The sequence below is a fragment of the Streptomyces sp. NPDC048370 genome, from assembly GCF_043200825.1.
Taxonomy (GTDB): Bacteria; Actinomycetota; Actinomycetes; order Streptomycetales; family Streptomycetaceae; genus Streptomyces.
In genome coordinates this window covers 72,184-96,416 of sequence record NZ_JBICYI010000006.1, presented here as the reverse complement: position 1 = coordinate 96,416, position 24,233 = coordinate 72,184, and the positions used below count along the sequence as shown (strand labels likewise).

Sequence of the window (24,233 nt, the reverse complement as noted above, 5' to 3'; positions counted from 1 at the left end):
CCACCCGGAGCCCGGACGGCCGGTCGGGCATCACCCGAGGCTCGGACGTCAGCCGGGGCTCATGCGACGGATGAGACGGCCTTGCGGCGCGACACGCGGCACCTGAGACGAAACATGCCGCAGCGCCCGGCGGCAGCGCTGTGTGGAGCACAGCACGCCAACGGGCACCGCGGCATCGCTTCATTCAGGACGCGAGGACCTCGTCGAGGAGAGCCTCGGCCTTGTCCTCGTTCGTGTTCTCCGCGAGGGCCAGCTCGCTCACCAGGATCTGCCGAGCCTTGGCGAGCATGCGCTTCTCACCTGCGGAGAGTCCGCGCTCGCGCTCCCGGCGCCAGAGGTCGCGGACCACTTCGGCGACCTTGATGACATCGCCGGAGGCGAGCTTCTCAAGGTTCGCCTTGTAGCGACGGGACCAGTTCGTGGGCTCCTCGGCGTACGGCGCGCGCAGCACCTCGAAGACCCGGTCAAGCCCGTCCTGACCAACTACATCGCGAACACCGACGAACTCCGCATTGTCCGCCGGCACACGAACCGTCAGGTCGCCCTGGGCGACCTTGAGCACCAAGTAGGTCTTGTCCACGCCTTTGATCTGGCGAGTTTCGATGGCCTCGATCAGCGCGGCCCCGTGATGGGGATAGACCACGGTGTCGCCAACCTTGAACGTCATGTGACAGGTACCCCTTCCGTGGCTATCCAGGGTAACACGGATACGGCTTCTTCTGAATGGCGTTTTCGCAGGTCAGGGCATATCTCGGGGCTTGACAACAGCGACGCGAACGTGCTGCGGAGGGCTTCCGGAAGGCGGTATTCGCAGGTCGGAGCGGCTGCGTGGACGGAGAGAAACGCGGGCGTCACGCCGGCCCGGAGGGCCCGGGAGGGGCCGGGATGCCCCGTTTTGCCGGGTTCCGGGTACACATCTTGGCATACTCCGTTCGAGGATCGGTCACCCGTGCGGACGCATCCCGGACCGAATCCCGAATTGATCACCCATCGGTGTGAGACGAGTTTTTCCATGGGACGAGCGGTGGAATGCGCGGACGGCCGTCGAATTGATCAAGTCGGTTATGTGAACGGAGCCTCAATGCGCCGTGATCCGGCCATGGTGAAGCGGGTCGGGGGCGGTTCGGGAGGCGGGCGGGAGATCGGCCGCGGGTCCGTCCGGACGTCTGGCGAGAGGTCTTCCGGGACATCGGCCGACGCTCCCCGTGCGTGGCGGGTGCGTGAAGGGGCGGGTCGGGTGCGGGCGGGAGAGGGTGGCTCGGTAACCTAAGCGCGCTGACGCACCTTTAGCTCCGTCCGTCCAGCTCCGTCAGTTCCGTTCTCAGCCGGTTGGTCCCGAGTAAGACTCCAGCCGGCCGCCCATGCCCGTCCGTACGTCCTAGGAGATGCCGCCGCCGTGAGCCGCAGCCTTCGACGCGGCGCCCTCGCCGCCACCGCCATCGTGATCTCGATCGCCTCGCTGTCCGCCTGTGGCGCCGGTAACAACGCGCAGACCCTCGGCGTCCGACCGGACAACGCCGCCGTCACGGTGGAAGACGTCAAGATCCAGAACGCGCTCGTGATCACCCAGCCGACCGCCGGCGCGGCAGGTCCCGCCGTCGTCTCCGCGACGGTGTTCAACAACGGCAGCACGCCGCAGACGCTCGACTCGATCACGCTGGGCGGCTCCGCCGCGCCGGTGAAGCTCAAGGCCGCCTCCGGCTCGGGCCCGATCACCATCGCCGCCGGCGGCTCGGTCGTCATCGGCGGCAAGGGCAACGCCTCCGCCACGATCGAGAACGGCCACGAGGCCGTGAAGGACGGCGGTGCGCAGGAGCTCGTCTTCAAGCTGAGCAAGACGGGTGACGTGGCCCTGCAGGCCTTCGTCGTCCCGGCGACCAGCTACTTCAAGGAGTACGGCCCGACCGAGATCCCGAAGCCCGCGGGCGCCAAGCCGAGCGGTTCGGCCACCGCGACCCCGACCGGCGAGGCGGGCCACGGCAGCGAGGCCGGTTCCACGGCCACCCCGACGGGCACCGCCACCCCGACCGGCACCGGCACCCCCTCGGGCGGCGCCAGCCACGCGGCCGGCCACTGACACAGCCGTACGCACCCGTACCCACCCGTACAGACGCGTACGTCAAAGGGGCGCCCCACCGGATCACTCCGACGGGGCGCCCCTTCGCGTACGTACGGCTACGGCCTACCGCTCACGGCTGACGGCTCACGGCTCACGGCCTACGGCTCGGGGTTTACGGCTCGAACTTGTAGCCCAGGCCTCGGACCGTCACCAGGTACCGCGGCGCGCCCGGGTCCGGCTCGATCTTCGCGCGGAGGCGCTTGACGTGGACGTCGAGGGTCTTGGTGTCACCCACGTAGTCCGCGCCCCAGACGCGGTCGATCAGCTGCATACGGGTCAGCACGCGGCCCGCGTTGCGCAGCAGCATCTCCAGGAGGTCGAACTCCTTCAGCGGGAGGTCGACCTTGCCCCCGGAGACCGTGACGACGTGGCGGTCCACGTCCATGCGGACCGGGCCGGCCTCCAGGGCCGCGGGGGTGACCTCCTCCGGCTCGCCGCGGCGGCGCAGGACCGCGCGGATGCGGGCCACGAGCTCCCGCGAGGAGAAGGGCTTGGTCACGTAGTCGTCGGCTCCTATTTCCAGCCCGACGACCTTGTCGATCTCGCTGTCCTTGGCGGTCACCATGATGACCGGGACGTTCGACCGGCCGCGCAGCTGGCGGCAGACCTCGGTGCCGGGCAGGCCCGGCAGCATCAGGTCGAGGAGGACGAGGTCCGCCCCGTTGCGCTCGAACTCGTCGAGGCCGTCGGGCCCGGTCGCGGCGACCGCCACCTCGAAGCCTTCCTTGCGAAGCATGTACGACAGGGCGTCGCTGAAGGATTCCTCATCCTCGACGACAAGCACTCGGGTCACGGAAGGACCTCCGGGGCAGGGAGCGGTTCGGTCATGAGATCGGGGGTGGGGGAGGCGGGCGGGCGGCGTTCCCGTACGGCGCCCGCCTCGGGCAGCCGCAGGGTGAAGGTGGAGCCCTGGCCTTCGGTGCTCCAGACCGTGACCTCCCCGCCGTGCGAGGCGGCCACGTGCTTGACGATGGCCAGGCCGAGCCCCGTACCTCCGGTGGCGCGGGAGCGGGCCGGGTCGACGCGGTAGAAGCGCTCGAAGACGCGCTCGCGGTCCTTCTCGGAGATGCCGATGCCCTGGTCGGTCACCGCTATCTCGATCAGGTCGCCGCCGGGGGCCGTGACGCGGCGGGCGGCGATGCCCACCCGCGTACGGGCCGGAGAGTAGTTGACGGCGTTCTCGACGAGGTTGCCGAGCGCCGCGGCGAGCTGGCCGCGGCTGCCCCAGACGTGCAGGTCCGCGGTGCCTCCGGAGGCCATGGTGATCTGCTTGGTGGAGGCGGCGTGCCGGGAGCGGTCGATGGCCTCGGCGACCAGTTCGTCCACCCGTACGGGCTCGGAGTCCTCCAGGGGATCGTCGTTCTGCACGCGGGAGAGGTCGATGAGCTCCTGTACGAGGTTGGTCAGGCGGGTCGCCTCGATCTGCATGCGGCCGGCGAAGCGGGTGACCGCCTCGGGGTCGTCCGAGGCGTCCATGACGGCCTCGGAGAGCAGGGAGAGCGCACCTGTCGGAGTCTTGAGCTCATGACTCACATTGGCGACGAAGTCGCGCCGTACCGCTTCGATACGGCGTGCCTCCGTCAGGTCCTCGACCAGGAGCAGCACCAGGCGGGAGCCGAGCGGCGCCACCCGGGCGGAGACCGCGAGCGCCTCGCCGCGTCCGGTGCCGCGCCGGGGCAGGTCGAGCTCGACCTGACGTATCTCCCCGTCGCGGCGGGTGTCGCGGGCCATGTTGAGCATGGGCTCGACGGCCAGCTTCCCGCCGCGGACCAGACCGAGGGCGTACGCCGCCGAGCTGGCCTTGACCACGGAGTCGCTCTCGTCGAGCACGACCGCGGAGGAGCGCAGCACGGAGAGCACGGTGTCGACACCGGGCGGGAGCACGGCGTCGGTGTGCAGGGAGGTCCGGGTGGGCCGCGCCTGGTCGCGCTCGCTCCAGCGGAACGCCAGCATGGCGATCACGCCGGTGCACACCCCGGCGATCGCGGCCAATGCGGCGACTGCCGCGTTCACGTCCATGCCCTCAAGGTTATGCGGGTCGACAGACACTCTCCCAGCCGTCCGAGTGGCTGCTCGAACAGTCGTCGCCCAGAGTTCACCGTGGGGACCGTGGTGGTTCATTTGGACTGTCCGGAACAGCGGCGTACGTCGCCCAGAGTTCACCGAGGGGAAAGAGCTCATTCACTTGGGGTGGACGCGCCTGACTTGTCGGGGGCCGAACGTGGGAGCGTGGGGGTCCGAGAGCCCCACAGGACCCCGGACCCGGGACATCTGCGAGAGAGGGACATCGATGCGGGACGCGTACCACGAGGAACTTGACTCGATCGGCGAGGGCCTGGTCGAGATGGCCCGCCTGGTCGGGTCCGCGATCGGGCGCGCCACGACGGCCATGCTCGACGCCGACCTGAAGCTCGCGGAGAGCGTGATCGCCGCGGACCAGAAGGTCGACGACCTGCAGCACGACCTGGAGGCCCGTGCGATAGCGCTGCTGGCCCGCCAGCAGCCGGTGGCGACGGACCTGCGCATCGTGGTGACCTCGCTGCGCATGAGCGCCGACCTGGAGCGCTCCGGCGACCTGGCGCAGCACGTGGCGAAGCTGGCGCGGCTGCGCTTCCCGAACACGGCGGTGCCGCGCGACCTGCACGCGACGATCCTGGAGATGGGTCAGCTGGCGCAGCGCCTGATGGCGAAGGCGGCGGAGGTCATCATCACGAAGGACGTCGACCTGGCGCTCCAGCTGGAGCAGGACGACGACGAGATGGACCTGCTGCACCGGGCGCTCTTCCAGCACCTGATGGACGACCGCTGGAAGCACGGCATCGAGACGGCCGTCGACGTGACGCTGCTCGGCCGCTACTACGAGCGGTTCGCCGACCACGCGGTATCCGTGGCGAAGCGCGTCGTGTACCTGGTGACGGGCGAGCACGCGGACGAGCTGCAGCCGCAGGACTCGCCGGTCGAGGGCGCGTAACTCGCGGGCGGTGGCGCGCGGGCCCGGCTCGCGGGCGGTGGCGCGCGGCCCGGCTCGCGGGCGGTGGCGCGCGGCGCGGCTCGCGGGCGCGCCGGCCGAGGGCTCCGGCCTTTCGGGGGTGGCGTTCGCACTCCTGTGCGCCGTTGATGCGCCCGGTGGGCTGGGCATGCAATGGGGAGAGGCGACGTACGCCTCCGAGGAGGGACCCCATGGCTGATTCCGCCACCACCGACCCCCAGCAGGTCGTCCCGCGCGACGCGGTGCTCCTGCCCGTTCTCCGTCTCAGCGGTTGCGCGTGCGGCCCGGGCTGCGGCTGCGGCTGCCAGTCCGGCGGGCCGTGCCAGTGCGGGGGCTGCTCCTGAGAGACGCGTGGGCCCCGCCCGGTTTCCCCGGGCGGGGCCCACGCATCTGTCACGCCGAGCGGACGTCGGGGCCACCGGGGCCGTCGAGGATGTCGAGGACGCCGACGGTCTGGTCCCCGGACGTCTCCCCCGTCGCGCGGAAGCCGAGCCCGAGGTAGAAACCCCCGGGCCCGTTCTCGCCCGGCTCCCACGTCACGTACATCTGCCCGCCGTCGCCGCGCCGCCGTATCTCCTCGCGCACGGCCTCGACGGCGAACCGCCCGTACCCCTTGCCCTGGTGGCCGGCGGCGATGTTGAGCCGCCAGAGTCCGCTGCGGCGGTCGTCGGGGTCCCTCTCCGGAGCCCACTGGATGTCCAGGAAGGCCATCACGAAGCCGACGGGCTCGTCGCCGTCGAGGATGAGCCGGGGCCAGGCGGTCTCCCCGAAGGCGTACGCCTCCGCCAGTGAGTGCGCGACAGGAGCGACGTTCTTCTCCTGGTGGGGATGGACGCGCAGGGCGAGCGCGGCCTCGACGTTGTCGGGGGTGATCTTCTCGAGGCGGAGTGAGGTAGCCATGACACGGAGGCTATCCACACCCTGCCGGCCGCCTACAGGTACGGGCGGGTGAGCAGCTCGATCGCGTGCCCGGCGGGGTCCTTGAAGTAGACCCCTCGGCCGCCGTGGCCGTGGTTGATCTCGCCCGGGAGCCGCATCTGCGGATCGGCCCAGTGCTCGACGGAGCCGTCGCAGAGCCGCTGGTACGCGCGGTCGAAGAGCTCGTCGTCGACCAGGAAGGCGTAGTGCTGCATCTGGATCTGCATCTCGACCGGCGGCTCGGCGAACTGGAGCAGGACGCCGTCGGCGAGCTGGATGTTGACGAACGGGCCCCAGGACGGCGCTTCGGGGAGTTCCAGGAGCTCCCGGAAGAAGAGCGCGGACTCGTTGCGGTCCTTGGCGGCGATGATGGTGTGGTTGAAGCTGACTGCCATGTGGTGTGACCTCGCTGTGTGTTCGGCACGGAGTGAAGGGGTGGACTCGGGGTGGGCGCGATGCCCAGGGAGGTCCACGTGCCGAACGACGGGGGTGACGTACGCACCCCCGCTGCGGGATCAGCCTTCCACCGGCTGACCCGTCTGTGCGTGGCGAAGAGTCGCCGATCCGGTGATCACATCGGGGACCCTACGCGATGCCCTGCCCCGTCACAACGGATTTGCGCGACCTTGATCGCCGGCCCCGGGAGGCCGTCGAGAAGGCCCCCTCCCCGCCGGAAACCTGGCGAGGAGGGGGCCCCTTTCGTTCTGCTGTTCCTTACGCGACGGCTCGCTACGCGATGTTGTTGAACTTCGTGCCCTCGCCCGCGTACAGCGACGTCGACTGACGGCTGAAGGGGGCGGTGGTGGAGCCCGTCGAACGGTAGACGTACGTGCCGCCCGCGCCGTACGCGACCAGGTCCGGGCGGCCGTCGTTGTCGAGGTCGCCGGCGCCGACGAGCTGGCTGAAGGCACCCCAGCCGCCGCCGACCCGCACGCGGGGCGCGAAGTTGCCGCGGCCGTCGCCCTGGTACATCCAGAGGACGCCGTCCTTGTCGCGGGCGATCAGGTCTCCCGCGGCCGAACCGGCGATGTTCCCGACGGCGGTGAGCTGGTTGTAGACGCCCCAGCCACCGCCGACGCGCGCGCGGGCGGCGAAGGGGGCGGTGGCGGAGCCGGTGCCCTTGTAGAACCACAGCACGCCCGCGGTGTCCGCGGCGAGGAGGTCGGCGCGGCCGTCGCCGTCGAGGTCCGAGCCGCCGGTGAGCTGGTTGTACACACCCCAGCCGCCGCCGACGCGGGCGCGCGGCGTGAAGCCGCCGTCGCCCTTGCCGAGGTAGTGCCAGAGCACCCCGGAGCCGTCGAGGCCGACGATGTCGCCGACCTGGTCGCCCGAGATGTCGCCGACGGCCTCGATGTGCTTGTACGTCTGCCAGCCACCGCCGAGCCCGACGCGCTGGGCGGGCTTGACCTGGCCGTTCACCGGCCGGTCCCGCAGGTCGTCGCGCCACAGGCCGCCGGCCGCGTCCCGGGCCAGGACGTCCGTGGAGCCGTTGTTGGTGTAGTCGTGCGGGTCGTACGCCCGCTTGACCGTCATCTCCCAGCCCTGGTGGGCGGGTTCGCCGACGCCGTCGAGCGGCGTCGCCTCGGCCTCCACCGCGTACCTGCCGTTCGGCGCGTCCACCCCGGCGATGGTGCCGTCCCAGGTGTAGTCGAAGCGCGAGCCGCTGGCCGGGGCGTTCACGCTCGTGCGGAACTCCTTGCCCGTGGCGATGTGCGTGAGCGTGACGTCCAGACGGGCTTCGGGGCGGGACAGCGTCCAGCCGAGGGTCACGTTGCCGCCGGTCTGGTCGAGGTCCGCGACGTCGGGGACGTGGACCTGCTCGATCTTCAGAGCGGGCGGCACGGCCACCTGGCCCGTCGCGGCGACCTTGGTGACCGTCGGGGTGCCGTCCTGCCCGGCCGTGATCCGGAACAGGCCCGCGCCGTCGGCGGCGCGCTTGCCGCTCACCACCATGCTGCCGTCGCCCGCGGACACCGCGCCGGATCCGCTGTCGACGAGGTCGCGGGTCTCGCCGGTGGTCAGGGAGACGGCGCGGACGGGCGTCGAGGAATTGCCGTACACCAGCCAGCCGCCGACGAGCGCGTGGTACCACTCGCCGTCACGGGCGCCCAGGACGGTCCGCTTCTCCTCGCGCGTCGCGCGGTCGACGGACGTGACGAACAGTCCGGTGCCGGACGCGTAGTCGACCCAGGCCACATGGGAACCGGAGACCATCAGGGTGCTGAAGTCGTATCCGGACTCGGCGGAGGAGTACGTCTCGGTCGCCGTCCCTGCCGCCACGTCGACCAGGGCCCGGCCGCCGACCCGCGCGTTCGCCGGGCCCGTCTCGTACCCGACGAAGGCGATGCCGTTCTGGACCGGAGCCCAGCTGAAGATGTGGGTGGCGTCCGCCGGCAGCCCGGAGACCTTGCGGCTGGTCGTCGTGGCGCCGTCCTTGCTCACGACGTGGAGTTCCACCGCGCCGTCGCCCTTCGTCACCCGCGCGAGCACGCTCGTCGGGCTCAGCACGGCCACGTAGTGCGCGTCGAGCGCGCGGAGGTCGATGTCCACACCGGGGGCGGCCGGGTCGGCCATGTTCCGCAGGGTGAGAGAACGCATCTCGTACGTCCAGTTGGCGTCGCCGAGGACGACCACGTCGCCGCCCGACATGGTGAACCCGCCGTCCTCCGGCTCCTGGAGCAGGGTGGTGGCCCCGCCGTCGTACGGCGTCCAGCGCACCTCCCGCGTTCCGTTCTGGGTGAACGAGTAGCTGAGGAAGCCGGTGGCGCCCGACCCCGCGAGCTGGGAGCCCTCCGGGAAGACGGGGAGGGTGGCGGGCTGGTCGTCCGCGGCCGAGAACGCGGCCGGGGTGGCTGCGAACGCGGTCGGCGCGGTGGCCAGCGCCCCGGCGCCGAGGGCCGTGACGGCGAGAACGGCGGTGATGGCCGTGGCGAGACGGGTACGGGTGCGGGTGCGAGTGCCGGTGGAGCGGAACTGCAAGTGGAACCTCCACGAGAAGATCGGACACGGACGTGCCGTGCCCGATCAGACTCATGATCGGTTCGCATGGTTGTACGGGAACGAGGACCGTCCTGCCGGACGGCCGATCAGCCCTGGTTCACGCCGACCTGGTTCACGCGGACCTAGTTCACGGCGAGCAGATCCACGACGAAGATCAGCGTCTCGTTGCGCTTGATGACCCCGCCGGCTCCCCGTGAGCCGTAGCCCAGGTGCGGAGGGATCTCCAGTCGACGGCGGCCGCCCACCTTCATCCCGGCGACGCCCCTGTCCCATCCCTGGATGACCTCGCCTTCGCCGAGGTAGAACCGGAACGGCTCCCCGCGGTCCCAGGAGGCGTCGAACTGGGCGCCGGTGGAGTGGGCCACGCCCACGTAGTGCACGGTCACCGCCCGCCCCGCCTTGGCCTCCTCGCCGTCGCCGACCGTGAGATCGGTGATCACCAGGCTGGTGGGGGCATTGCCCTCGATCGGGCTCACCTCGGGCTTGGTCAACGCCACGTCCGTCACTCCTCCAGTAGTACGAATCTCGTAGGACGAATCGAGCAAGGCCCCCACGTGCGGAGAAACCACAGGTGGAGGCCTTGATCAGCGCTGGATCAGCGCTGGGAAACTACTTCTTTCCCTGGTTCTTCACGGCCTCGATCGCCGCGGCCGCCGCCTCCGGGTCGAGGTACGTGCCACCCGGGTTCAGGGGCTTGAAGTTCTCGTCCAGTTCGTAGACCAGCGGGATGCCCGTCGGGATGTTCAGGCCCGCGATGGCCTCGTCCGAGACGCCGTCCAGGTGCTTGACCAGGGCGCGGAGGCTGTTGCCGTGGGCCGCGACCAGGACCGTGTGGCCGTCCAGGAGGTCCGGGACGATGCCGTCGTACCAGTACGGCAGCATGCGGTCGACGACGTCCTTCAGGCACTCCGTGCGGGGGCGGAGCTCCGGCGGGATCGTCGCGTAGCGCGGGTCGGCCGACTGGGAGAACTCCGTGCCGTCCTCGAGCGCCGGCGGCGGGGTGTCGTACGAGCGGCGCCAGAGCATGAACTGCTCCTCGCCGAACTCCGCGAGCGTCTGCGCCTTGTCCTTGCCCTGCAGCGCACCGTAGTGCCGCTCGTTCAGGCGCCAGGAGCGGTGGACCGGGATCCAGTGGCGGTCGGCGGACTCCAGCGCCAGCTGCGCCGTGCGGATCGCGCGCTTCTGGAGGGAGGTGTGCAGTACGTCGGGCAGCAGGCCGGCGTCCTTGAGCAGCTCACCGCCGCGGACCGCCTCCTTCTCGCCCTTCTCGGTGAGGTTGACGTCCACCCAGCCGGTGAACAGGTTCTTCGCGTTCCACTCGCTCTCGCCGTGGCGGAGGAGGATCAGCTTGTACGGTGCGTCGGCCATGCGTCCGAGCCTAATCGACGCCCGAGGCGCCATGCGCACGGTGGACGGTTGACGCCGACCGTCAATTCAGTGGCGTCCGGGAACCCTGCCCCCGTAAGTTACGGATCCGGAAAGCGACGCTTACATGCACGGGGGAGCCGGCCACACATGTCCATCGATTCGCTCAGACGATCAGCCCGGGCCACCGTCTCCGGTCTCCCCCGCGGCTTCTGGTGGCTCTGGCTCTCCACCCTCGTCAACCGGACCGGCGCCTTCGTCCTCACGTTCCTGTCGCTGTACCTGACCCAGGAGCTCGGCCACTCCGCCTGGTTCGCCGGGCTCGTCGTCGCCCTGCACGGTCTCGGCGGCGTCGCCGGTTCCCCGCTCGGCGGCACCCTCACCGACAAGTGGGGCCGCCGGCCCACGATGGTCACCATGCACCTGGTGACGGCCTCCTGCGCCACCGCCCTGGCCCTGGTCACCACCGCCTGGGGCGTCGCCGCCGTCGTCCTGCTCATGGGCGTCTCCATGCAGGCCGTCCGGCCGTCCATCCAGGCGACCATCACCGACATGGTCCCCGAGCACGACCGCCGCCGGGCCTTCGCGCTCAACTACTGGGCCCTCAACCTCGGCTTCGCCGTCGCCGCCTTCGGCGGTGGCGCCGCGATCTTCCTCGGCTACCGCACCCTCTTCCTCGTCGAGGCCATCGCGGTCGCCACCTGCGCCCTCATCGTCTTCCTGCGGCTGCCCGAGACCCGCCCCGAGGCCAGGCGGAACCCGGCCGGGGAGCTCGTCGAGAAGGACCGCGTCAGCGTCCTCGACGTCCTGCGCGACGCCCCCTTCCGTACGCTCGTCCTCCTCAACCTCCTCGTCTGCCTCGTCTTCACCGCCCCCTGGGTCGGCCTGCCGCTCTCGATGGCGGCCGCGGGGCTCGAACCCTCCGCCTACGGCGCCGTCATCGCCGTCAACGGCGTCGTGATCGTCGCCTTCCAGCTGCTGGTCAACAGGATGACCGAGAAGCGCTCCCCGGCGATGCTGCTCACCGTCTCCTCGCTGCTCTTCGCCGTCGGCACCGGCGCCACGGCCCTCGCCGGCACCCCGCTGGTCTTCGCCGCCACCGTCGTCGTGTGGACCATCGGCGAGATGGTCCACGTCCCGACGAACGCCGCCGCCACCGCCAAGCTCGCCCCCGAACACGCCCGCGGCCGCTACCAGGGCGTCATGGGCATGTCCTGGGCGCTGTCCGGCTTCCTCGCCCCGATCCTCGCCGGCTGGGTCGTCGACGGGCCGGGTCCCGACTTCCTCTGGATGGGTACGGCCGTCATCGGAGGCCTCGCCGCGATCGGCTACACCACCCGCCTCCGCAAGGCCCTCGACGAGGACGAGCCCACGTCCGTCGTCGAGAAGGAGGCGGACACCCCGGGCGCCTCGGCCGACGAGAAGGCCGGTGCCGGCTCCGTCAGTGCCTGAGTTGCCGCTGGGCCTCGTACAGGTTCCGGGGGCGGACCGTCCCCGGATTCCCGTACGCCTCCACGCGCGCGTGGAGTTCGCCCGCGAAGTCCGGTACGTCGATCTGGTCGAACTCCGTGACCTCGCTGATGCCGACCGTCGCGCTGCACGGCGCGATCGTGTCGATCTTGACCAGGCCCGCCCTGCCGTTCGTCACCGTCACGTTCCAGTGCGTGAAGCGGGCGCCGTACAGCGGTCCCGCCGAGGCGTCGCCGCCGTGCCGGCCGTTGTTCTCGACCGTGATCTCCGTCCGTACGTTGGCGAACGGCATGCCCCGGTGGGTGTCGAAGGTGCCCATCTCCATCACCCCACGCGACCAGACGTTGTAGCTGGAGAGCCCCTCCACGTTGATGCCGTGGAGCTGCGTCCCGGCCGGCGCCGGGACCGTACGGGCCGCGATCGAGAAGTCCTCGACCAGGTTGTCGTGCGCTCCCTCGCGGCAGAAGTACGGGTGGTGGGAGCCCCGGCCCTCGACCCGGGTGCGGCGCAGTGTGCAGGCGGAGGCGGCGACGAGACCGAAGCCGTTGTCCACGTGCCGTACGACGATGTCGTCGGCCCAGCAGTCGTACGCGCACTGGAAGGTGACGCCGTTGTAGCCCTTGTCGAGGAGGTGCGCCGACTGGGAGGTCTCGACCGCCTCCAGGGTGAGGCCCTCGACGCCCGAGCCGGTCAGGGGTTCCGCGAGCGTCGTCAGGCGCGGGTCCCACTCCGGGCGTACGTCGAGCGGAAGCGGGCGCTCCAGGGTCACTGTGCGGCCGCGCACGGAGACGACCCGGACCGGCCACTCGTGCGGCACGTACGAGGTCAGCTTGGTCTTGTCGTCCCAGTGGTACGACTCGGGACCGGCGCCGCCGCCCGCCATGTGCTCCAGGAGCGTGTGGCCCGCGTCGTCGGTGAGGCGGAGCAGAACCACCTGGCCGCGGCGCACGGCTGACGGGTCGTCGACCGTGATCGACCAGTCGCCGCGCCGGGCCGGGCGGACGGTGGTCAGGGTCTCCCACTCGTCCCGCCTGTTGCCCGTCCAGCCCTCGAAGGGCCAGGCCTTGGCGCGGATCGCCGCGACGAGGGAGTCGAGCCGGGCCTTCGGGGCGAGCCAGATCAGGCCGCCGGCCCAGGACCAGGCGGACTTGTCGCCGCCGTAGCGCGAACCGTACGTACCGATCAGCTCGGTGAGGTTCTTCGTCGCGACGAGCTTCGTCCGGCCCGAGCCCGCGCCGCGCAGGACGACGTCGCTGTGGCCGATGTGCAGGAAGTCGTCGATGCGGTACGTCCCCGGCGGGACGAGCACCGTGCCGCCGCCGCGCTCCCCCGCCTCGGCGAGCGCCCGGTTGATGGCCGCGGCCGAGTCGGCGGAGCCGTCGGGGACGGCCCCGTAGGTGACGACGTTGGCGACGACCGGCGGGCGGTCGAGGCGCGCGGCGCCCCTGCGGGCGCCCGCGCGGCCCACGTAGGGGATCTGGGGGTGGGTGTAAGGGGCGTCGGCGAACTCGCGCCAGAGGCGCGCGGTGTGCGCGGGGGCGGGGCCCGACGGGGTGGGGAGCGACGGGGCGGGGCCCGACGGGGTGGGGAGCGACGGAGTGAAGCCCGTCGTCGTCGCCACGCCTACGACCACCGCGCCGCCCACGATCCGTCTCCTGCTGATTCCCATGAGCCCGCCCTCCCATAGCCCTGCATCCATGGATTCATATGGATTCATATATCTGAACCATGTTCAGATCTGCGTTGGCGATGAGCATGGCACGGCCCGGGCTGGGTACGGAAGAGGTCGTGCGAGCGTGGGTCGCTTACGGCTTCTTGGTCAGGTGGGTGAACGCGTCGAGGTTCCGGGTCGACTCACCGCGCGAGACCCGCCACTCGTACTCGCGCCGGATCGCGCTCGCGAAACCCAGCTCCAGAAGCGTGTTGAAGGAACCGTCCGCCGCCTCGAGGACCGAGCCGAGCAGCCGGTCCAGCTCCTCCGGGGTGACGGCGGCCAGCGGCAGCTTGCCGGCCAGATAGATGTCGCCGAGGCCGTCGACCGCGTAACTCACGCCGTACAGCTTGAGATTGCGCTCCAGGAGCCAGCGGTGGACGCCCGACTCGTTCTCGTCGGGGTGCCGGATGACGAACGCGTTCAGCGAGAGGGAGTGCCGGCCCACCCGCAGGGAGAGCGTCGTGAAGAGCTTGCGCGTGCCGGGGAGTTTGACGACGTACGAGCCCGGCTCGGGCGACTCCCACTCCAGCTCTGCGTCCCTGAACGTGTCCTCGATGACCCGTCGTACCTCGTCAGCCATGGTGCGAGCGTACGCGACGGCGGTGATCGTGCATCGCCGCCGTATACACGTCCGCCGTGCCCGAGGCCGCCGTGTCCCAGCCGAACGATTCCGCGTGCCGGGCCGCGGCCGCGCCCATCCGGTCGGTCAGCGCCGGGTCGGCGACGAACCGTCCGAGCGCGCGGGCGTAGTCGGCCGGGTCGTGCCCCTGGACCAGGAAGCCGGTCACGTCGTCCCGTACGGCGACAGGAAGGCCGCCCACCGCCGCCGCGACGACCGGGGTCCCGGCCGCCTGCGCCTCGATGGCGACCAGGCCGAAGGACTCGCTGTACGAGGGCATGACCAGCACCGACGCCGCCCGGAACCAGTCCGCGAGGCGGTCCTGGCCGACCGGCGGGTGGAAGCGGACCACGTCCGAGATGCCCAGCCTGGCGGCGAGCTTCTGCAGCCCCTCGGGCTTGGCGAGGCCGCTGCCGCTGGGCCCGCCGACGATCGGCACGACCATGCGCGAGCGCAGCGACGGATCGCGGTCGAGGAGCTGGGCCGCGGCCCGCAGCAGGATGTCGGGGGCCTTGAGCGGCTGGATCCGGCCCGCGAAGACCGGGATGAAGGCGTCGGCCGGCAGCCCGAGCCGGGCGCGGGCGGCGGCCCGGCCGTCCGCCGGGCGGAAGTGGTCCAGGTTCACGCCGGGGTGCACGACGGCGACCTTCGCCGGGTCCGCGTCGTAGAAGCGGACGAGCTCGTCGGCCTCCTCCGCGGTGTTGGCGATCAGCCGGTCGGCGGCGTCGACGATCTGCGTCTCGCCGATCACCCGGGCCGTGGGCTCGGGCGTGTCGCCCTCCGCGAGCGCCGCGTTCTTGACCTTGGCCATGGTGTGCATGGCGTGGACGAGCGGGACGCCCCAGCGCTCGGCGGCGAGCCAGCCGACGTGTCCTGAGAGCCAGTAGTGGGAGTGGACCAGGTCGTAGTGGCCGGGCCGGTGACCCGCCCAGGCCTGCATCACGCCGTGCGTGAAGGCGCAGAGCTGGGCCGGCAGCTCCTCCTTGGCGAGGCCCTCGTACGGCCCCGCGTCCACATGCCGTACGAGAACGCCCGGCGCGAGCTCGACCACGGGGGCGAGGCCGCCGGTGGTGGCCCGGGTGAAGATCTCGACCTCGATGTTGATCGCGGCGAGGCGTCGGGCCAGCTCCACGATGTACACGTTCATGCCGCCGGCGTCACCTGTGCCCGGCTGGTGCAGGGGCGAGGTGTGGACGCTGAGCATGGCCACCCGGCGCGGACTCCGGTGACGTCCGGGGAGCCGGAGTCGGGGCGGCGTCGCCAGGGAGCCGGCGAGCCGGGACACGTACTGGCTCACGTCGACGGTCCTTCCACTGAGTGGGGGCGTAGCGGGCACGGCAGGGGTGGAGCGGGGTGAAGCGGGCACAGCGAGGCGGGTGCGCACGGCACCTTCCACGCCGCACAACACCGGAATCGCGCCATCCATTTCCTCTTTGCCAATTCATTGCCGTGCCGGACGGCGTGGCACAGCCCGTGGGGGCCCGGCCGCGCACCCGGCCCCGGGCCCCATCCAGGGCCCGGCGTGACACGGCCGCCCACCCCCGGCCCGTACCCTCGTCCCATGGCCCCCCGCACCACCCGACCCGCCTCGACCCGACCCGTCGGTACGGCCACCCGCGGGACCACCAACCCCAATCGGCTGCGGCGCATGGACCGCTGGATCGCCGCCACGCACGGCCCGACCCTGCGCCGCTCCCCCGAGCCGCCCGTCGCCGTCGACCTGGGGTACGGGGCCGCCCCCTGGACCGCCGTGGAGCTCCTGGCCCGGCTGCGGACCGCCGATCCGCGGACCGAAGTCGTCGGCATCGAGATCGAGCCGGCCCGGGTCGCCGCCGCCAAGCCGTACGAGCGCGCGGGCCTCACCTTCCTGCACGGCGGCTTCGAGGTCCCGGTGCCGGGCGAGGTCGCGCTGATCCGGGCCGCGAACGTGCTGCGGCAGTACGACGAGGACGAGGTCGCCGCGGTGTGGGCGCGGCTGTGCGCGCGGCTCGGGCCTGGCGGGCTGCTCGTCGAGGGGACCTGCGACGAGATCGGGCGGCGCCATGTGTGGGTGGCGCTCGACGGGTCCGGGCCGAGGACGGTGACCTTCGCGACCCGGCTCGGCTCGCTCGACCGACCCTCGGACCTCGCGGAACGGCTGCCGAAGGCGCTGATCCACCGCAACGTGCCGGGCGAGCCGGTCCACGCGTTCCTGCGGGACTTCGACCGGGCGTGGGCGGCGGCGGCCCCGTACGCCTCGCTCGGCGCACGGCAGCGCTGGATCCGGGCCGTGCGCGATCTGGCGGCGGACTGGCCGCTGACGGACGGGTACCGGCGGTGGCGCCAGGGCGAGGTGACGGTGCGCTGGGAGGCACTGGCGCCCCGCTGAAGGACCAATTGGCGGTGAATTCCCGGTCGATCGGGAACGCAACTCCCTTCCCACCCGTCCCGTCTGGGGGAGAGTGACCCGACAGGGCCCGGTATCCCCTGTTGCTTTGACGTCACGCATGGCACTATCGCCAAGGTCGCCACCAAGTTACTGACGGTAAATCAGATATACCGGTGCGGGCCGTACGAGGGGGAGCTTGTGAACCGACGCCGCTGCGTCAACGCCGCGATCACCGTGGTCTGCGCCTTGACGGTGCTGGCCTCACCCGCGCTGACCCTCCAGGCCTCGGCAGCCCCGTCGACCCCGACAGCCCCCTTGGCCCCGTTGGCTCCCTCCGCCCCGCAGGCGCCCACCGCGCCCGCCACGCCGCTGCCGCCCGGGCCGCCCGCCGCGCCGAAGAAGACCCTCGAAGAGGTGCGCAAGGAGATCGACGGCCTGTACCGGCAGGCCGCCGCCGCGACCGACGCGTACAACCTCGCCGAGGAGCAGACCAAGGAGCAGTCCGCCGAGATCGTGCGCCTCGCGCAGATGATCGTGGCCGGCAACGAGAAGATCGACGCGCTCAAGGCCCGGGCGGGCGCCGCGGCCCGCGCCCAGTACCGCAACGGCGGCCTTCCCGACGGCGCGCAGTTCGTCCTCACCGACGACCCGCAGCTCTTCCTCGACAACGCGGGCCGGTTCAAGGAGGGCCAGAAGGCCACCAGGGACCTGCTCGCCGAAATGACCCGGACGCAGGCCCAGTTGACCGTCTACGCCAAGGACGCGGGCACCAACTGGACCAAGCTGGAGGCCAACCGCGTCAAGCAGGCGGCGGCGAAGAAGGACATCAACGACAAAATAGCCGCGGCGAAGAAGCTGGAGTCCACGCTGGCGGCCGAGGAGCTGGAGCGGCTGCGGCGCCTGGAGGAGCAGGACCAGTACCGCCTGCAGACCGCCTGGGTGAACACCGGCGTCCTCAAGGGCCTGAACACCACGGCGACCCCGCAGGGCAAGCGGGCGGTGGAGTTCGCGACGGCGCAGATCGGCAAGCCGTACATCTGGGGAGCGGAGGGCCCGGACTCGTACGACTGCTCGGGGCTGACCCAGCGGGCCTGGGGCGTGGCCGGCCGGAACATTCCGCGCACCTCGCAGGAACAGTGGCGGCTGCTGCCCAAGGTGGACATCAAGGACATGCGGCCTGGCGACCTGATCGTCTACTACAAGGACGCCAGCCACATCGGCATGTACGTCGGGAACGGCGCGATCGTGCACGCGCCGCGCCCGGGCCGCGACGTCACGCTCGCGGGCGCGGGCTCGATGGAGATCCTGGGCGTCGTCCGCCCGGAGTGACGCCGCTCACCCCGGTGGCGTGATGTTCGTCATGACCCCGGGGGCAACAACCTCCCCATGCGCGGCATATGCCAACGGCTCCACGGTGCTCGTACCGTGATCACCATTCCGCTGCCCGGTGAGGTACCGCTATGGTCCCCGTCTGGCGGGACGTCGTTCGTCGCCCCGCCGCGCCCTCGGGGGGAGGGAAGGAAACCGCGACCGATGCCCGTACCCGTACCGCGCCAGAGAATCGTCTCTGCTGCGGCGCCCGGCGGTGTCACCGCTGCCACCGCTGCGACAGGCACCGATCTCACCCTGCTCGTCGTCGAGGACGACCCGGCGGGTGCCCTCGCCGTGCCCGAGATGCTCGACGCGGGCGACGGGACCCGCGTCCGGATCCGTACCGCCCGCAACCTGACAGAGGCCGAGCGGCTCCTCACCGACGACGTGCACTGCGTCCTGGTCGACCTGGCCCTGCCCGGCCCCCGCGCGGCCGGTGACGACCCGCTGGCGCCCCTGCACCACATCCTGCGGCTCGCGCCGCGCCACGCCGTCCTGGCGCTCGCGGCCTCGGCCGACGCGGAGCTGGCGGCGGAGGCGGTACGGGTCGGGGCGCAGGACCACCTCTTCCGCGAGGAGCTCGACGGCCGGCTGCTGAGCCGGGCGATCCGGTACGCGGTCGAGCGCAAGCGCGCCGACGCCGTCCAGGTGAAGCTGACCGAGTCGCGGCTGCGGGCCCAGGAGAACGCCCGCCTGGAGCGCGGGCTGCTGCCCACGCCGCTCCTGGAGGGCTCCGACCTGCGGTTCGCCGCACGGTACCGGCCCGGCCGCTCGCGCGCCCTGCTCGGCGGGGACTTCTACGACACCGTCCGTACGCCCGACGGCACCGTCCACGCGATGATCGGCGACGTCTGCGGGCACGGCCCCGACGAGGCCGCGCTCGGCGTGGAGCTGCGCATCGCGTGGCGGGCGCTGACCTTCGCGGGCCTCTGCGGGGACGAGCTGCTCTCCACGCTCCAGCAGGTCCTGGAGCACGAGCGGGAGAGCGAGGAGATCTTCGCGACGCTCTGCACGGTCGACATCGCCCCCGACGGCCGCCGCGCGGGCCTCTGCCTGGCCGGGCACCCCGCACCGCTGATCGCCCGCAAGGACAAGCCGGCGCGACTGCTGCCGTACGAGGACGGCGGCCCGGCCCTCGGCCTGCTGCCGCGCGCCCGCTGGCCGCGCCGCCAGGTGGAGCTGGGCGGGGCGTGGAGCCTGCTGATGTACACGGACGGCCTGATCGAGGGCCGCTCGGCGGGCCCGGGCTCGCCGCGGCTCGGTCAGGACGGGATGGTCGAGATGATCAACCGGCAGCTGGCGGAGGGCCTGCGGGGCGAGGACCTGCTGGAGGCGGCGGTGGCCGAGGTCCGCTCGCTGAACGGCGGCGAGCTGACGGACGACGTGGCGGTCCTGGCACTGGAAAGGGCCCGGGGATAACCCCGGGCCCCTTGGCTCCACTCGCGGTCGGCGATCCGGCCTACCGACCGCCGTTGTACGGCCCGTACGGGCCGTCGCTGCTGGATCCGCCGCGTCGGCCGCCGCCCCCGCCGGAGACCTGCTTGATGGCCGGCCGGACGTCGACCATGAAGACGATCGCGGCGATGACTCCGGCGATCTGCAGGAAGAGCATGCTCAGGCCCATGTTCAGAACCAGCAGGTTCAGGACGAGGTTGATGCCGAGGATGATCAGCCAGAACTTCTTGGTCTTCTTGTCGGCCGCGCGGTAGGCGTCCTCGCGTGCCAGGGCGGCGAAGAGGAGCGCGACGACGGCGAAGACGAGGAAGAACAGGCCGGCCACCAGCGTGACACCCAGGTCGAATCCGTCGCGCAACATGTCTGAACCGCCTCGTCAGTGGATGGGCCCCCGCACGGCCAAGGTACCCGGTACAACGCTCGGGTCACCCTGATTGGTGCCCCGGGGTTACTTCTCGGTGGCGCCGGCGGTCTTCTTGGCGGCCGGCTTGCGGACGGCGGGCTTCCGCGCGGGGGCCTTCTTCGCGGGCTCCTCGGCGGCGGCGTCCTGCGCCGGGACCTCGGCCTTCACCTCGGTCTTCACCTCGCCCTTCGTCTCCGACTCCGGCTCGACGACCACGGCGATCTCGGTGATCTCCTCGGCCACCTCACCGCGCCACGCCCTGACGGCCTCCTCGCCGTGCTCGGCGATCTCCTCGTACTTCTCGCGCGCCTTGACCGCGTACTCGGCGGCGACGCCGACGCTCCGCAGGGCCAGGTCCTGGGCGGTCTCGCCGAGCTTCTTCAGGTCGGTGTCGAGGCTGCCGACGACCTCGGCGAACTTCGACTGGACGGTGGCCTGGGCCTCCTTGGCCCGGTCGGTCACCTTCTCCTGCACGACCTTGGGGTCGGTGTTGCGCACGGCGTCGATCCGCGCGGGCGCCTCGGCGGCGATCTGCTCGATCAGGCCGGGGACCTTCTTGGCCTGCTGGACGGCGAGGTCGGCGGTACCGGCGGCGAAGTAGAGGGGGGTACGCAGTTCTTCGATGATGGCCATGGTGGTGGTCCTCCCGGATGTGTACGTACTAGCTCGCGGTGGGTTCGGCATCGGAAGCGGCGTCGTCCCCTGCGGCCGTCCGACCGGCGGCCGTCTGACCGGCGGCAGCCTCTGCGGCGGCGGCCGCCTCTGCGGCGTTCTCCTTGCGGAAGGAGTCGTAGATCTGGAGCAGCACCTGCTTCTGCCGCTCGTTGATCGAGGGATCGGCCAGGATGACGGCGCGCGTCTCCAGCTCCTCCCGCTCCTTCTCGTCGAGGATCCCGGCCCGCACGTACAGCGTCTCGGCGGAGATCCGCAGCGCCTTGGCGACCTGCTGCAACACCTCGGCGCTCGGCTTGCGCAGGCCGCGCTCGATCTGGCTCAGATAGGGATTGGACACCCCGGCGGCCTCCGCGAGCTGCCGCAACGACAGCTGCGCGGTGCGCCGCTGCTCACGGAGGTACTCGCCAAGATTGCCGACGTTGAGTGATGCCATGCTGCGACGATGCCATCCGGCGCTAACTATTGCAAGCAGGCGCTTGCAACAGTGTCGCGCTTCACCTCGACGGCCGCACCCGTCCGGAAACCGGTTGTCCGTTCTCAGTAGATGTGGCGAGTCCCAGTGGTTCTGGCAAACGACCTGGCGGAGTCCCGGCGAAGCTGGCCGGCCTGTACGGTCCACCGCATGGTTGACGAGTTCGATGTAGCTCAAGCTCTGCGCGGCGGGATACCCGACAGGGCGCGAGCCTGGGCCTTCGTTCGGGACTTTGCCGCAACGTGGGCGGAGCCGCTCGCCGACGACGCCGGTGCGCGAGTGGAGGCGCTGGAGCGAGCCGAGGAGACGCTGGGGCTCGCGCTGCCGACCGCGTTGCGTGAGGCCTACTCGCTTCTCGGCACGCGCCACGATCTCACCGGCAACCAGGACCCTCTGCTGCGGCCCTCCGAATTGTTCGTGCATGACGAGTTCGGCGGAGTGCTCGTCTTCCGCAGCGAGAACCAGGGGTGCGCATTCTGGGGAGTGCGACTGCGGGATCTCGACCAGGACGATCCGCCGGTGTTCGTCCAGTCACGGGACGGCTGGGTCCTCTTCCTAGAGCGAGTCTCCCTGGCGTGGGTCGAGCTTGTCCTCAGCGAGACGCTGCTCGGCCCCGAAGAACGGCTCTACAACGCCTGCGAACTTCCAGCCGAACTGATTCGAGAGCTACCGAGCCGGTTCACACGGGTGGAGTTTCCCGAGTACCCGATGTGGACGGGCACGGAAGACTCACCCGTGCGCTGGTTCTCCGCACCCGGAAGACTCTTGCGGCTCGACGGACTGAGCGACCACAGCTGGCTGCACGTCCGGGGAAGGACGCCGGCTGACCTGGAGTCGCTCTGCGCCACCATCCCCGGACACTGGGTACGTGGGTACTCAGAGCCGTTGGAAGCCGACGAACTGCCTTTCTAGTCACCGGCTGGTCTGCTTGGATGGCTGGGAACCCTGTGAATCGAGCGCAGCGGGGGTGTGAGCATGGCTGATCCGTACATCATTCTCAATGAGCTCGCCCAGGAGCTTCGGCCGATGCCACAGGGAATCGAGTGGTTCGAGAGCCTCTCCGCTGAAGAGCAGTCCAACACCCTGCGCCTCCTGTCACACTTCTGCATTCAGGCCCGCGCCATCACCGAGGACGGCCCGGAAAGTATCCGCCGTTCCGGACTTCGCGCCACGCACACACCGGCAGTTCTGATCTCACAAGGGCAGATCGACCAGCAACTCGGGAAGATCGCCAGCCTCACTCCCCACGACGAGCGCCTCAAGTCATTCCGGCTACTGATCGCGGTGCTGGCCGTCGCCGACGGACGTCGACGAGAGCGCTTCTGCTCCGACGGTTGCAGCCACGAATGGCATCGCCTGTCCGTCGACACCCCCGAGGCCTCGGCCTGATCCCTCGCACTTGTAGGATCTCGCGGCTCGTGTCATGACGCAGCGTGCTGACCAGCAAGATTCGGATGGGTCTCAGAGGGCGAACCGATGCCCTTGTCTCAAATGCCGTGGCACTTCCTCAGCAAGCGCTGGAAGATGGCGATGTGCAGCTCCCCTACGTCTATCGCGTCAGCAAGTACGACCCCGCCGACCGTGACGATCACGGGCACTACACCGGCACCGAGGACACCATCGGCGATCACGGCGAGATCGAGGCGGCCTATCTTCAGGCGGTCAAGGCGTTCGCCGCGGACACCAGCATCGACCATCTGTCTGTCCGCGAGCCGGAGGTCTCGTCTCTTGCTCATTTCGGCGTTGAGAGATCTCTGGACGGCTTCGGTCTCGACAGGCTCCTTCCCGGCGGTCTTGCCGACTTCCACGACGGAGCAGAGATGCCACTGGACATCGGGCTGGAGCTGATTCGCCTCATGCTGCGCGACAGCGGCGCCTGGTGCCGGCTGGAGGTGGAAGACGTTTTCGCAGTGCACGTCGGGTGGGACCAGTACGTCTACGTCGGTAGCAGCCGACCCTGCCACGGAGCACTCGCTCGCGCCCGCGAACTCGGGCTGTTCCCAGAACACCTGGACGTTTCCCCCTACGACTTCGAGCCCGAGGAGGAAGGCGTCCTACGGCCAGGCGATGACGACTTCTGGGCCGGCCTGCACAGCGCAGTTGGCTGCGGCCACGCCGGACTCTTGGAAGAGATATACGTCCAAAACGCCTCACGATGGCATCGCCTCACGTGCGACACCATCGACTCGGTTCGCGCCGGGCTCGCTCCCCGCGCCCGCCTGGCCGTGTGGCCAGCCCTCTCCTCCGACGTCAGCGCCATCCTCGGCGCCCTTCCCACCGAGGGCATCGTCGAGGGCGTCTGGCAGGACAAGGAAGGTCAGATCCACAGCGTCGTCGCTGACGACGACGAATTTCCGGAGCTGGCTGCCCGAATATCCGATGCCGACGCTGCAGCGCTTCTGCCCGTGTACGCCGATGAGCGTGTCCCTCTACTCTCCGCTGTCATGCCCGACAGAGACGGAGTCGTGCGTGCGCGCTGGCAGGCCGAACAATCCCTCAGCGACTTGGCCAAATGAGCTCTCACGGCCACCGCGGGCGGCAAGCCTCTGAGCTCTCCACGGTGAGGGTGCAGGGAAGCGCCGCTGCCGTGTGTGTCTCAGTGGCCAGACAGCGGGCATCCTGCCTGAGATTTGGCCAGGAATTCTGAGGCCCTACAGCGCTTTCGCGCCTACCGGGCCAGCGGCCGTAGGGGAAACATTGCGCTCAGCTTCGGCAGTTTGCGCATCGCCTCGTCTTCGCATCGCACGTCCCACTGCTCGCCGAGCGGCCCTGGACTGCCTCCTACAGCACCCTGCTCGGCTTCGACTGCTTCGTAGAAAGCATCGCCGCAGTCATCAGTATCGCGAGTGAGCAGTCCATACGCCTCCATGGCGACATAGTCGAGAGACTCCCACTCGGGCCAGTCGTCGTTCCAGAGCTCGCGAGGGCGAGCCACCAGGCACTGAATCTCAGGGGTGTCGGCCAGAGCGTCGGGATCGGCTACTGCCCGAGAAAAGGCGTTCCGGCCGAGCCCCACCATCCACAGACCGAAGTAGCAGAACCCGTCGTCCGAACACCAGCCGCCGAAGATCCGCTCCGCCGCAGCCCATAGATCCCAGGTGAAGGCTTCGTGCGCCACTTCGTCCAGGCGAACCTGGAACTGCACGATCTCTGTCAGCGGCCTCCGCGACAACTCGTCACGCAACCACGCCAGCCGTTCGTCCCGGCCCCGCGTCTGCCGTCGGCAATCTTCGATGAGCTTCCAGAAGGAATCGATGTCCACGGCGGCACTGTGCCAGGCGCCTCTGACACCGCG

General features: G+C 70.5%; 25 protein-coding genes. 10 read left to right on the top strand and 15 right to left on the bottom strand.

The genetic code is table 11. The annotated features are described in order from the left end of the window. Positions 1-184: 184 nt before the first annotated feature. Positions 185-667: a CarD family transcriptional regulator gene (locus ACGFYP_RS15460; protein WP_003953493.1), complete on the bottom strand. Its 483-nt coding sequence runs from the start codon at positions 665-667 to the stop codon at positions 185-187. Between the two features lie 729 nt (positions 668-1,396). Here ACGFYP_RS15460 and ACGFYP_RS15455 point away from each other — a divergent pair. Further along, positions 1,397-2,077 (top strand): DUF461 domain-containing protein, encoded by a 681-nt coding sequence (locus ACGFYP_RS15455; protein ID WP_361960435.1) that lies wholly within the window; start codon positions 1,397-1,399, stop codon positions 2,075-2,077. A 154-nt stretch (positions 2,078-2,231) separates the two neighbouring features. On the opposite strand, the gene ACGFYP_RS15450 is transcribed toward ACGFYP_RS15455, so the two are convergent. Together ACGFYP_RS15450 and ACGFYP_RS15445 are read right to left on the bottom strand one after the other, a co-directional pair. Then, complete coding sequence (locus tag ACGFYP_RS15450; RefSeq protein WP_017242433.1) at positions 2,232-2,912, bottom strand: response regulator transcription factor; 681 nt, start codon at positions 2,910-2,912, stop codon at positions 2,232-2,234. Then, entirely contained in the window at positions 2,909-4,138 is a 1,230-nt protein-coding gene (locus ACGFYP_RS15445) for a sensor histidine kinase (RefSeq protein WP_393492631.1), read from the bottom strand. Before ACGFYP_RS15445 ends, ACGFYP_RS15450 begins: the two co-directional genes overlap by 4 nt. Positions 4,139-4,409: 271 nt before the next feature. On the opposite strand from ACGFYP_RS15445, the gene phoU reads away from it, so the two are divergent. Together phoU and ACGFYP_RS15435 are read left to right on the top strand one after the other, a co-directional pair. Then, entirely contained in the window at positions 4,410-5,090 is a 681-nt protein-coding gene (gene phoU / locus ACGFYP_RS15440; RefSeq protein WP_393492628.1) for a phosphate signaling complex protein PhoU, read from the top strand. A 209-nt stretch (positions 5,091-5,299) separates the two neighbouring features. Beyond that, positions 5,300-5,452, top strand: coding sequence for a hypothetical protein (locus ACGFYP_RS15435; RefSeq protein ID WP_361960429.1), 153 nt, complete (start codon positions 5,300-5,302; stop codon positions 5,450-5,452). Between the two features lie 49 nt (positions 5,453-5,501). Here the strand turns inward: ACGFYP_RS15435 and ACGFYP_RS15430 are convergent, their stop codons facing one another. The 5 genes from ACGFYP_RS15430 to ACGFYP_RS15410 form a co-directional block, all read right to left on the bottom strand. Then, complete coding sequence (locus ACGFYP_RS15430) at positions 5,502-6,008, bottom strand: GNAT family N-acetyltransferase (protein ID WP_393492624.1); 507 nt, start codon at positions 6,006-6,008, stop codon at positions 5,502-5,504. Positions 6,009-6,040: 32 nt separating this feature from the next. Next, complete coding sequence (locus ACGFYP_RS15425; RefSeq protein ID WP_361960425.1) at positions 6,041-6,421, bottom strand: VOC family protein; 381 nt, start codon at positions 6,419-6,421, stop codon at positions 6,041-6,043. A gap of 334 nt (positions 6,422-6,755) precedes the next feature. After that, a complete protein-coding gene (locus ACGFYP_RS15420) occupies positions 6,756-9,005 on the bottom strand; it encodes an FG-GAP repeat domain-containing protein (RefSeq protein ID WP_393492620.1) in 2,250 nt (749 codons plus the stop codon). A gap of 143 nt (positions 9,006-9,148) precedes the next feature. Continuing rightward, positions 9,149-9,523, bottom strand: coding sequence for an FKBP-type peptidyl-prolyl cis-trans isomerase (locus ACGFYP_RS15415; protein WP_393492617.1), 375 nt, complete (start codon positions 9,521-9,523; stop codon positions 9,149-9,151). A gap of 112 nt (positions 9,524-9,635) precedes the next feature. After that, complete coding sequence (locus ACGFYP_RS15410) at positions 9,636-10,394, bottom strand: phosphoglyceromutase (protein WP_361960419.1); 759 nt, start codon at positions 10,392-10,394, stop codon at positions 9,636-9,638. A 147-nt stretch (positions 10,395-10,541) separates the two neighbouring features. Here ACGFYP_RS15410 and ACGFYP_RS15405 point away from each other — a divergent pair, with 147 nt between their 5' ends. Beyond that, positions 10,542-11,843: an MDR family MFS transporter gene (locus tag ACGFYP_RS15405; RefSeq protein ID WP_393492613.1), complete on the top strand. Its 1,302-nt coding sequence runs from the start codon at positions 10,542-10,544 to the stop codon at positions 11,841-11,843. Here ACGFYP_RS15405 and ACGFYP_RS15400 read toward each other — a convergent pair. The 3 genes from ACGFYP_RS15400 to mshA form a co-directional block, all read right to left on the bottom strand. Beyond that, entirely contained in the window at positions 11,833-13,530 is a 1,698-nt protein-coding gene (locus tag ACGFYP_RS15400) for a glycosyl hydrolase family 28-related protein (protein ID WP_393492610.1), read from the bottom strand. The genes ACGFYP_RS15405 and ACGFYP_RS15400 overlap by 11 nt on opposite strands. Before the next feature lie 136 nt (positions 13,531-13,666). Next, on the bottom strand, positions 13,667-14,155 hold the full coding sequence (locus ACGFYP_RS15395; RefSeq protein ID WP_361960413.1) for a YbjN domain-containing protein: 489 nt from the start codon (positions 14,153-14,155) through the stop codon (positions 13,667-13,669). Then, on the bottom strand, positions 14,148-15,491 hold the full coding sequence (gene mshA / locus ACGFYP_RS15390) for a D-inositol-3-phosphate glycosyltransferase (RefSeq protein WP_361960411.1): 1,344 nt from the start codon (positions 15,489-15,491) through the stop codon (positions 14,148-14,150). Before mshA ends, ACGFYP_RS15395 begins: the two co-directional genes overlap by 8 nt. Before the next feature lie 264 nt (positions 15,492-15,755). On the opposite strand from mshA, the gene ACGFYP_RS15385 reads away from it, so the two are divergent. The 3 genes from ACGFYP_RS15385 (at position 15,756) to ACGFYP_RS15375 (ending at position 19,352) form a co-directional block, all read left to right on the top strand. After that, positions 15,756-16,562, top strand: coding sequence for a class I SAM-dependent methyltransferase (locus ACGFYP_RS15385; RefSeq protein WP_393492605.1), 807 nt, complete (start codon positions 15,756-15,758; stop codon positions 16,560-16,562). A gap of 198 nt (positions 16,563-16,760) precedes the next feature. Then, the gene (locus tag ACGFYP_RS15380) at positions 16,761-17,891 is read left to right on the top strand and encodes a C40 family peptidase (RefSeq protein WP_393492601.1); all 1,131 of its coding nucleotides are present in this window, start codon (positions 16,761-16,763) and stop codon (positions 17,889-17,891) included. Between the two features lie 204 nt (positions 17,892-18,095). Beyond that, the gene (locus ACGFYP_RS15375; RefSeq protein ID WP_361960405.1) at positions 18,096-19,352 is read left to right on the top strand and encodes a fused response regulator/phosphatase; all 1,257 of its coding nucleotides are present in this window, start codon (positions 18,096-18,098) and stop codon (positions 19,350-19,352) included. 40 nt (positions 19,353-19,392) lie between these two features. On the opposite strand, the gene ACGFYP_RS15370 is transcribed toward ACGFYP_RS15375, so the two are convergent. The 3 genes from ACGFYP_RS15370 to ACGFYP_RS15360 all read right to left on the bottom strand — a co-directional run bounded on the left by ACGFYP_RS15370 (position 19,393) and on the right by ACGFYP_RS15360 (position 20,899). Next, positions 19,393-19,749 (bottom strand): DUF2516 family protein, encoded by a 357-nt coding sequence (locus tag ACGFYP_RS15370; protein WP_361960403.1) that lies wholly within the window; start codon positions 19,747-19,749, stop codon positions 19,393-19,395. Between the two features lie 87 nt (positions 19,750-19,836). Continuing rightward, positions 19,837-20,424 (bottom strand): hypothetical protein, encoded by a 588-nt coding sequence (locus ACGFYP_RS15365; protein WP_393492596.1) that lies wholly within the window; start codon positions 20,422-20,424, stop codon positions 19,837-19,839. A 28-nt stretch (positions 20,425-20,452) separates the two neighbouring features. Beyond that, positions 20,453-20,899, bottom strand: coding sequence for a helix-turn-helix domain-containing protein (locus ACGFYP_RS15360; protein WP_393492592.1), 447 nt, complete (start codon positions 20,897-20,899; stop codon positions 20,453-20,455). Positions 20,900-21,088: 189 nt separating this feature from the next. On the opposite strand from ACGFYP_RS15360, the gene ACGFYP_RS15355 reads away from it, so the two are divergent. The 3 genes from ACGFYP_RS15355 to ACGFYP_RS15345 all read left to right on the top strand — a co-directional run bounded on the left by ACGFYP_RS15355 (position 21,089) and on the right by ACGFYP_RS15345 (position 23,454). After that, the gene (locus ACGFYP_RS15355; protein ID WP_393492589.1) at positions 21,089-21,850 is read left to right on the top strand and encodes an SMI1/KNR4 family protein; all 762 of its coding nucleotides are present in this window, start codon (positions 21,089-21,091) and stop codon (positions 21,848-21,850) included. A gap of 63 nt (positions 21,851-21,913) precedes the next feature. Beyond that, positions 21,914-22,327, top strand: coding sequence for a DUF5958 family protein (locus ACGFYP_RS15350; RefSeq protein WP_393492586.1), 414 nt, complete (start codon positions 21,914-21,916; stop codon positions 22,325-22,327). A 44-nt stretch (positions 22,328-22,371) separates the two neighbouring features. Continuing rightward, entirely contained in the window at positions 22,372-23,454 is a 1,083-nt protein-coding gene (locus ACGFYP_RS15345; protein WP_393492583.1) for an RNA-binding protein, read from the top strand. 152 nt (positions 23,455-23,606) lie between these two features. On the opposite strand, the gene ACGFYP_RS15340 is transcribed toward ACGFYP_RS15345, so the two are convergent. After that, complete coding sequence (locus tag ACGFYP_RS15340; protein ID WP_393492580.1) at positions 23,607-24,200, bottom strand: DUF4240 domain-containing protein; 594 nt, start codon at positions 24,198-24,200, stop codon at positions 23,607-23,609. Positions 24,201-24,233 lie beyond the last annotated feature (33 nt).